General features: G+C 49.6%; 7 protein-coding genes and 2 pseudogenes. 6 read left to right on the top strand and 3 right to left on the bottom strand.

The features are described from left to right. From C8P63_RS18270 to C8P63_RS20160, 6 genes and pseudogenes are all read left to right on the top strand, one after another. The coding region (locus C8P63_RS18270) for an RHS repeat domain-containing protein (protein ID WP_170109759.1) at window positions 1-1,059 on the top strand (1,059 nt) is incomplete at its 5' end. A gap of 70 nt (window positions 1,060-1,129) precedes the next feature. Continuing rightward, entirely contained in the window at window positions 1,130-1,783 is a 654-nt protein-coding gene (locus C8P63_RS18265) for a DUF7003 family protein (RefSeq protein WP_146172217.1), read from the top strand. Window positions 1,784-2,016: 233 nt separating this feature from the next. After that, the gene (locus tag C8P63_RS18260) at window positions 2,017-2,328 is read left to right on the top strand and encodes a hypothetical protein (RefSeq protein ID WP_108026745.1); all 312 of its coding nucleotides are present in this window, start codon (window positions 2,017-2,019) and stop codon (window positions 2,326-2,328) included. A 570-nt stretch (window positions 2,329-2,898) separates the two neighbouring features. Beyond that, window positions 2,899-3,228, top strand: a complete 330-nt coding sequence (locus C8P63_RS18255; RefSeq protein ID WP_245921033.1) for an epimerase — start codon at window positions 2,899-2,901, stop codon at window positions 3,226-3,228. A 245-nt stretch (window positions 3,229-3,473) separates the two neighbouring features. Then, window positions 3,474-5,555 (top strand): hypothetical protein, encoded by a 2,082-nt coding sequence (locus C8P63_RS18250; RefSeq protein WP_483869526.1) that lies wholly within the window; start codon window positions 3,474-3,476, stop codon window positions 5,553-5,555. Then, a pseudogene (locus C8P63_RS20160) lies at window positions 5,458-5,775 on the top strand (golvesin C-terminal-like domain-containing protein); the annotation flags it as partial. The gene C8P63_RS18250 and the pseudogene C8P63_RS20160, both read left to right, overlap by 98 nt. Window positions 5,776-6,179: 404 nt before the next feature. Here the strand turns inward: C8P63_RS20160 and C8P63_RS19665 are convergent. The 3 genes and pseudogenes from C8P63_RS19665 to C8P63_RS18230 all read right to left on the bottom strand — a co-directional run. After that, window positions 6,180-7,007, bottom strand: a pseudogene (locus C8P63_RS19665) (transposase); the annotation flags it as partial. Window positions 7,008-7,244: 237 nt separating this feature from the next. Continuing rightward, on the bottom strand, window positions 7,245-7,595 hold the full coding sequence (locus tag C8P63_RS18235) for an SMI1/KNR4 family protein (RefSeq protein WP_146172216.1): 351 nt from the start codon (window positions 7,593-7,595) through the stop codon (window positions 7,245-7,247). Window positions 7,596-7,843: 248 nt separating this feature from the next. After that, window positions 7,844-8,368 (bottom strand): IS4 family transposase (locus C8P63_RS18230; protein ID WP_108026733.1); only part of this gene is annotated, 525 nt, incomplete at its 5' end.

The following is an 8,368-nucleotide window of genomic DNA, read 5'->3' as shown; positions in this document are numbered from 1 at the left end:
GTGGAGGTGCTCACTGACGAGAACGGGAACACCCGGGCCACCTACGGGTACACCGCCTACGGGAAGCCGGACGAGGAAGAGTTCACCGGGGTGGATAAGCCCGATCCGCAGACCCCGGACCAAGAGCCCTATAACGTCTACCGCTTCAACGCCAAGCGGTGGGATCCGACCACCGGCAAGATCGACATGGGCTTCCGGGACTATGATCCAGGCCTGAACCGCTTCCTCACCCGGGATATGTACAACGGGGCATTGGCGGACATGAACCTCGCCATGGACCCGTGGAACATGAACCGGTATGCCTTTGCCGGCGGGAATCCGGTGACCATGGTGGAGTTGGATGGGCATATACCGGATGGATTTGACGGAAGTAAAGATCCTGTTAAAGATTACGAAGAGGCTACGGGGCGTTTCTATACTCCTGATGGTCCAGGGTTAAAAACAAATTGGTATGACGCTTCGCATACTCAAGGACATTCTCTATATTTTGGTGAGGTATTTGACCAAATAATTAATGACCTGGGGCTGGGCTGGACCGATTACATTCCTATTGGAAAAATACAGAGAAAAACATTCGGGTTCGCGGAAAAAGGATTAGATGAAGTTGTAACCAAGCTTGTACGAGAATATAAGTATTCCCGGGAAGAAGCACTTAAGCTTCTCCCAAGCCCACCTCCCAATGCATCCAAAGAGTTTCTGGAGTTTTGGGAAGAGAATAAACACTTGCTTTATCTGGGGGAATTCGCTGAGAAAGGGGTATACTGGCCAAAGGGTAAAAGTCGTAACTGGACAAGTCCTGTTAAAAGAAAGAATCAAGAAATAGGGGAAGAATTTGGGTGTCACAGTTGTGGTAGTAAAGATGCTAAAAATATATGGGGTACCTTTATTAGGGATCATAATCCTGCTAATGCAATAAATGAAGGTAAAGTAGACGTTTATGTATTTCCTCATTGTGATGTATGTTCCAAGAGACAGGGTCGACTTTTGTCAATTATTAAAAGAGAAGTTCCTGAATTTATGGGGGAACTACAAGATTGGGCATCGAACGTTTTTAGGTGAGTTGCACAGAGAAAAGTTGGGTGTGACCACCCAACTTTTCTCCTTATTTTTAGTTAAAGAGGTGTTAAATTTGAAAGGTGATTTCTTAAGGGTTGTAGATGATGCAATGCTTGATCTAATTACTTTTGATAATGATAATATAAATATGGCCCAAGCGAGACTATCTGTTTTTAAAGATCAAAAAGATTGGCTTTTAACTATTGAAACAGTAGCGTTTGATGGTGATTACAAGAATATAGTAAATGTAATGGGAAGTAATTACAATGGAAGAAAAATTTTCGGTAAAGAAATCCTTTCTTTTCCGGAATGGCCCGTGAATGACGAAGGGGAGTTTATAATTTCCCCCTATGATATGATCCATGTAAAGATCCAGGGAGAAGAAGTCTGGGTTCGACCCACTCAAGAAGATTATCAAAATGCTGGTATAGAGCCAGATCCTTTTGGACCCACCAAATTACTTCGTTTGTTATGTTACCTGTTCCGTGATAAATTCTGGATTCATGACAAGGAACTTTTTCAAGTGATTGGGATCGAAAAGGAAATGCCTTTATTTTTTAGAACAGAACACTGGAGGCACCCAGATGTTATGGAAAAACCAAGTCAAATTGAGTTTTTCCAACAATTGGATTCAGCGATTGCCAAAAATGATCCTTCCATCATAGAGATTAAGGAGAGCAACACCCATTGGTCAAATTGGACATACTCGGACCAGCCTGATTTTTGATGTCTATCTAAAGGCGGCTGACAACTAAAAGTCAGCCGCCTTTTTTTATAAGAAGACGATGAGCCTCTGAATCGGGGGCTTATCGACAAGTACAATATGGGCTTTAGGGACCATGATCCGGGACTGAATCGGTTCCTGACTCGGGATATGTACAACGGCGCCCTGGCGGATATGAAAAACTCACCATGGATCCGTGATACATGAACCGGTATGCCTTTGCGGGTGGGAACCCGGTGACCATGGTGGAGTTTGATGGGCATGTGATCATTATTGGGGGCGGTTCCAGTGGAACACGCTTTACAGCTCCCAGTGATACCGGCAAAGCCCCGGACACGGAAGCATACAGTAGTTATGAAAAAGAACAGGCTCAATTAAACGCAATGCACCCCGTCGAAAGGGCGTTTAGGTCCTACACGGTCGTCGAAGATCTCGGCTACTTTATGGATGATCTTTCTTGGAGTACCACATGGTATTCGAACAAGGTTTCTGAGATCCGGCAAAAATATGATTTGATGCTGCCTACCGGTTTGAATGGGCCGCATTGATCTATCGGATGAATAAGTTGTCCCCTGAGATCATTGCTGAAGCGGCTTTTGCTCATGGTGCGACAGTGGGTACATCGGGAAATCTAAGTCTTGGTTTCGCATGGCGGGGGAATTATCCACGGGGCAGCTGGAGAAGCTTAGGGGGTATTCCCGGTTATAAAGCAACTGATGTCGGTGCTTACGGTAGTGTAAGGGGACACCACATTCATGCCAAGAAAGCTTTTGAAGGAAATCAGCATATGACGATTATAGAGGGTTGAGTATTAGCAATGCATATATGGAACAACGGGGTTGGAGACATGGTAAAATGACAATGGCACAACGAAGGTTATTTAAGGAGCTGGCTGAAAGTGGCCGTCCCAACACATTGGCCGAACATGTTCGTATAGCCATCGAGGCACTGGTTGCTGGTAAAGTTCCCCGAAGTGAAGCGGTATATTTAGTTCAACAGTCTAGAGCGTGGTTGAATCGGGATGGTGTTACGGCACCAACAAGAATACCTTGGTATTGAAGGAGGTTTTTAATCTGAGTAAAGAAAAAATGACTCTGGATCAATTTGGGGAGCTGCTAATGACAAAGGTTCGTGATAAAGCAATATTAGAAATAGACATGATAATTGATGGGAGAATGCAAGATGAAAAAATAAGGGAGAAGATCCTCTCATCTTTTGATCAAAAAGCTATGGAGGGGTTACACTACCTGATTCCCATAATTGTAGATGTTACACTTCATCACCTTCTATGGACGATTGAACAATATGAAGAAACAGTGGACATTGTAGTATTTAAGGAACAAAAGGCTATAAGACTGTCCCAAATCAGTGATGGGTTACCGGGTGAATTATATACAGAAGATGGGTGGATTTCACGGTTTAGCCAACAACGTTATGATGAAGAATGAAGGAGCGAAAGCAATGGTAAACCCCAGCGAAGAAAACCCTTTGCTGGGGTATTTTTTATGAATCTAAAACGAAAACTCGACCCTTAAAAAAGGGAGTAGAAAAAACCATTCGGTCCCCAGGTTTTTGAACCTCAAATCAATTGGCTACCACGTTCTACACCTACGACGCCACCAACACCAACCGGAACACGAAACTGGTGAAGATCACCGACCCCCGGGGGAATGCGACCCACCTCGATTACTATATGCCGTCGGATCCCGAGACCGACAACCTTAACAAGTGGCGGTTGCAAACCCTGACCGACCGGGAAGGCGGGGATACCACCTTTGACTACGTGGACCCCGACGGCACCAGCGGCTCGTACATCGAATCCACGGTGACCGATGCCAACGGGAAGAGCACCACCTACCGGATGAACGGCTACGGTCTGCCGGAACAAACGACCAACGCCAAGGGGGAAGTGACCCAGCTCTCCTGGGACGCGGACAACAACGTCATCCGTCTGGAAGAGGCCAACGGGGCGGTGACCACCTGGACGTATGATGCCAAAACCGGGTACCCGCTGACGATGAAAGACGCCGAAGCCAACAAGAACGGCACCGCCGCCACCAGGCTGTACTACCAGACCGATCTGAACGGGTACGTGGCCGATCTCACCAAGAAGGTGAGCCCGGAAAACCGGGAGTGGACGTTTGCCTACGACGCCGTGGGGAATCTCATCCGCGTCACCGACCCGATGGGTAACGCCACACCGTTGAAGGATGGGGACTATGAGACCTCCTACACCTACGACCCTGCTGGACAGCTGTTGACGGCCACCGACGCCAACGGCAACACCACGACATACAGCAACTACCACCCGACCGGGTATCCGGAGACGATCACCGACGCGCTGGGGAATGCCACCACCACCGCCTACGACGAGCGGGGGAACGTGGTCTCCATCACCGACGCCAAGGGCAAGGAAAGCACGTACACCTACGACGTCTTCGCCCGGCCGCTGGAGCAGAAGGAGCCCAAGGATCAAGACGCGGGTGAGTACATCATCACCCCCGCGCCGGTCTACGACAAAAACGACAACATCACAAAAGAGACGGCCCCCAACGGTGCTGTGACCACCTACACCTACGACAAAGCCGACCAGATGGTCTCCATGACCGAACCCAAGGACGAGGCGACGGATCCGGAACGGAAGACCACCTTCGAATACGACCTTGTCGGGAACCTGATCAAGCAGACCGAGCCCAAGGGGAACCTGACGACGTCCAACCCGGATGATTTCGTCACCACCTACGGGTACGACGACATCTACCAGCTGATCTCGGTCACCAACGCCGACGGAGACACGATCACCTATGAATACGACAACGTCGGCAATGTCGTCACCGTGCTCGACCCCAAGAAAACGGCGTCCAGCGACACCACGGACTACACGACGAAATATACCTACGACCAAAACCACCGGGTCACGAAAGTGACCGATGCCGAGGGGCACAGCACCCAGTATACCTATGACCTGGACGGGAACCGAACCTCCGTCACCGACAAGGAAGGAAACACCACCCAAATCGCCTATGACCAGCGGGGCCTGGTCCAAGAGGTGAAGGTGCCCCACAAGGACGACGGCGGGACGATCACCTACCGGACCACGCAGTATGTCTACGACGAAGTGGGCAACCGGACGAAGGTGATCACCCCCCGGGGCGTGGAGACCACCGGCGAGCCCGACGACTTCATCCACGAGACGAAGTACGACGCCTTAAACCGGGTGAAGGAAGAGATCTTCCCCCACGACGGCGTCAATATCGACCCTGAGGCGAAGATGATCTACACCTACGACGAAGTGGGCAACCGGGTGAAAGTGAGTGCGCCACCGTCGGAGGGACAGACGGATCCCGACGGGAACCCCTTGCGCAACGTGACCACCTACGAGTACTTCGACAACGGCTGGGTGAAAAAGAGCGTCGACCCGTGGGACATCACCACGACCTACGACTACAACGAACTGGGGCAGCAGATCAGCCGGACCCTGACCTCCGCGGGGGGCTCCAACAGCCGGACCATGAGCTGGAGCTACTATCCCGACGGGAAACTGAAAGCCAAGTCCGACGACGGAGTGCCCGTGGGCCAAGAGGTCGTCCTGGTGGACAACTCCGACACCCCGAACGTGGAGTTTTTCCGGAGACTGGAAAACCTCCAACAACGTCGCCGGGCACCAGGGGTACAGCTACCAGTACGACTACAAAGACACCGGATACCCGGACAGCGACACGGACAACCACTACTTCACTTGGAAGCTGAACGTCCCGAAAGACGGGGACTATGAAGTCTGGGTCAGCTACCAGAAATACAAGGACCGGGCCACCAACGCCCCTTACACCATCGAGTATGACGGCGGCAGCACCACGGTGGAAGTGAACCAGAACATCGCCTCGGGTTCGGAGACCGAGTGGAAGAAGCTCGGCCCTATCCGTTCAAAGCGGGGAACACCCACAAGATCACGCTCACCGATGACGCCGACGGCATCGTGGTGGCCGACGTGGTGAAACTGGTCCGGGACCACAGCGGGGAGACGGACACCGAGCAGAAGGACTTCACCTACGATTACGACCCCAACGGCAACCTGACCACGATGACGGACAACAGCTCCGGGGCCAAGGTGGACACCTACGCCATCACCTACAACGGGCTGAACCAGGTGGCGAAGGTGGAGGAGAAAAAGGACGGCGTTGTCCAGAACACCACCAGCTACACCTATGATCCCAACGGGAACCCGCTCAAACGGACCCACGACGACCAGATCGCCGAATACGCCTACGACGTCCGGGATTTGGTGGAGCAGGTGACCAACAAGAAATCCGCCTCCGACCCGGAACCCAAGGTGACCACCTTCACCTACACCCCGCGGGGGCAGAAGCTGAAGGAGACCAAGGCCAACGGCAACACCGTCGATCGAACTCGTCAAATACCCGGCATCCAACGTCACCGCCTTCACCGAAAAGCCAAAGCGTTCCTGTTGCCGTTTCAGGCGAGCCAGATACGGCTTCGAGTCATGAATATTTCCCGGTGTCACATACACATCCGTGATCAGGTTGTGTTTGCCGTCCACCGTCCGGTGATCCAAGTAGAAAAATCCCCGGGGTTTCCCCTCCCGTATCATGTATCCGCTCTCGGGATCCGTGGTGCTCACTTTCATTTTCTTTGTTTCCGGAGCCGTTTCTTTCGTTTTTTAAGTGCACGAAGCTTCCTCTCCCCGGCGATGTATTCGGCGGGAGATTGGGTCACCACCGCAGGAACCACTTCCTCCATGTACTTGTGGGGATTGGCGTTGGCCTTGAGGAACGTGGAGTCCGTGAATAATTCCTCCCCGTCGATGAGACCGTGTTCCATCCCTTGTTGGACGATCTCGTCGAAGATGTCCTAAAAGATCGTTGTCCTGTGAAACCGGCCGGTTCTGGCTGAAGGTGGAAGGATGAGGCACCGGATCACTCAAGGAGAGTCCCACAAACCAACGGTAAGCAATGTTCAACCGGACTTCTTCCACCAACCGTCGTTCCGAACGAATGCCGCAAGTAGCCGATGAAAAGCATCTTGAAAAGCTTCACCGGATCCAGACAGGGACGCCCGTTGTCCGGGGAATACAACGGACGGGTTTTTCCGCGATGAAGGAGAAGTCAATGGTTTCATCGATTTTCCGCAGCAAATGATCTTCCGGCACCAACTCATCCATATTCACAATGTCCAGTGTTCCCTGGCGATGGGTTTCCGTGTGAAACATCCCAATCCGTCCTTTTTGAAAGGTTACCTTTTTATTTCAACATAAAAAGCCTGTTGACTTTCTACTTTGTTAACAAGTTCAGTAGTCTGGACAGAATGTGCAGAGTACTTATGTCATCTCCTTTGATAAAAATCAATTACTTGTCCTAATTATTGTATATAATCGCTTGTTGGGTTTGCCCCGCAAGACTCCCTTTACCATTCCATACACCTTACCTATCTTCATACGTGATAATATTTAAAAATTCTTGAGAATTTGATACCAATCATCTTTATCTCCACAAGAAATATCCAAATACTTAATACCAAAGACGTAATCTCCTAAGAATTCATTAAAATCCTTTCCTAAAACTCCTAAATGCTGAAATGGAGGCCCTTGATGAAACAAATGAACTGATCCATCGTATTTATTCAGAGCAATTACTTCATCAGATAAGGTTACCCCTATACAAATCCAATTCTTAGTTTCCTCCTCCATACCCCATAGTCGCCATTCCTCCTCGGAAAGTTCATCCCAAGAAAAGAGTATTATTGATCCAAAAGTAGCCCCATTACATTCTCTCAAAAATTCAATGTAATCGCTAAGCATTGGGTTATCATGCTGTATCTTATTGTTTTGTTCTTTAATTATTACGAATGGTAACCATTCACCTGGCTTTCTTTTTATATAATCCCTGATGATATTAATATATCCAATCAGGCCTGTTGATTAGGGAAAATCAACCAAAATCATCGGTATCTGTCTAATAACTCATAAACGGATAGTTCAACTTCTGTCGGTAATTGCCGCCAACAAAGCTTTCGAACAAAGTGAATAAATGAAAGTTGGACCGTACGCTATTCAGACTGGGTTTGTTGGTAAAGCCAGTTCAACAGCAGATAAGCAATGAATGCACCGTAAAGCTGGTTGTAGACAGCATTTTGGCTGGTTCCGAAGAGCTTTTTCACATGCAAGTGCTGTTTGATCCAACGAAAAAAGAGCTCCACCTGCCAACGCTCTTTGTAAAGCGTAGCGATCGTTTCTGCAGATACATTCCACAGATTCGTGACCACCCGAATCGGTTTGCCGCGTCCATCGCGAAAGGTAACCATTCGAAATCGATGGCGGGTTTTCTTTCCCCGACCTAATAACACACTCGCATCTCCCACGACATTGGAACCCTCCACCGGCAGCCGTTTCAGTCCTTTTTGCTTGGAAACCACGGTGTTGTCTCGAAGGCGAACCACAAACAAGTGTCCCTGATCTTCCCACCCATCCAGTCGCCCGAGATCCAGATAACCCCGATCATATACAGTAATCCCTTTTGATGGAAGGATCTTTTCGGCCCAAGGAGAATCATGTTTTCGAGCAATCGACTCCTC

Source organism: Melghirimyces profundicolus (assembly GCF_003054245.1).
Taxonomy (GTDB): domain Bacteria; phylum Bacillota; class Bacilli; order Thermoactinomycetales; family DSM-45169; genus Melghirimyces; species Melghirimyces profundicolus.
This window is presented reverse-complemented; position numbering and strand designations above follow the sequence as displayed.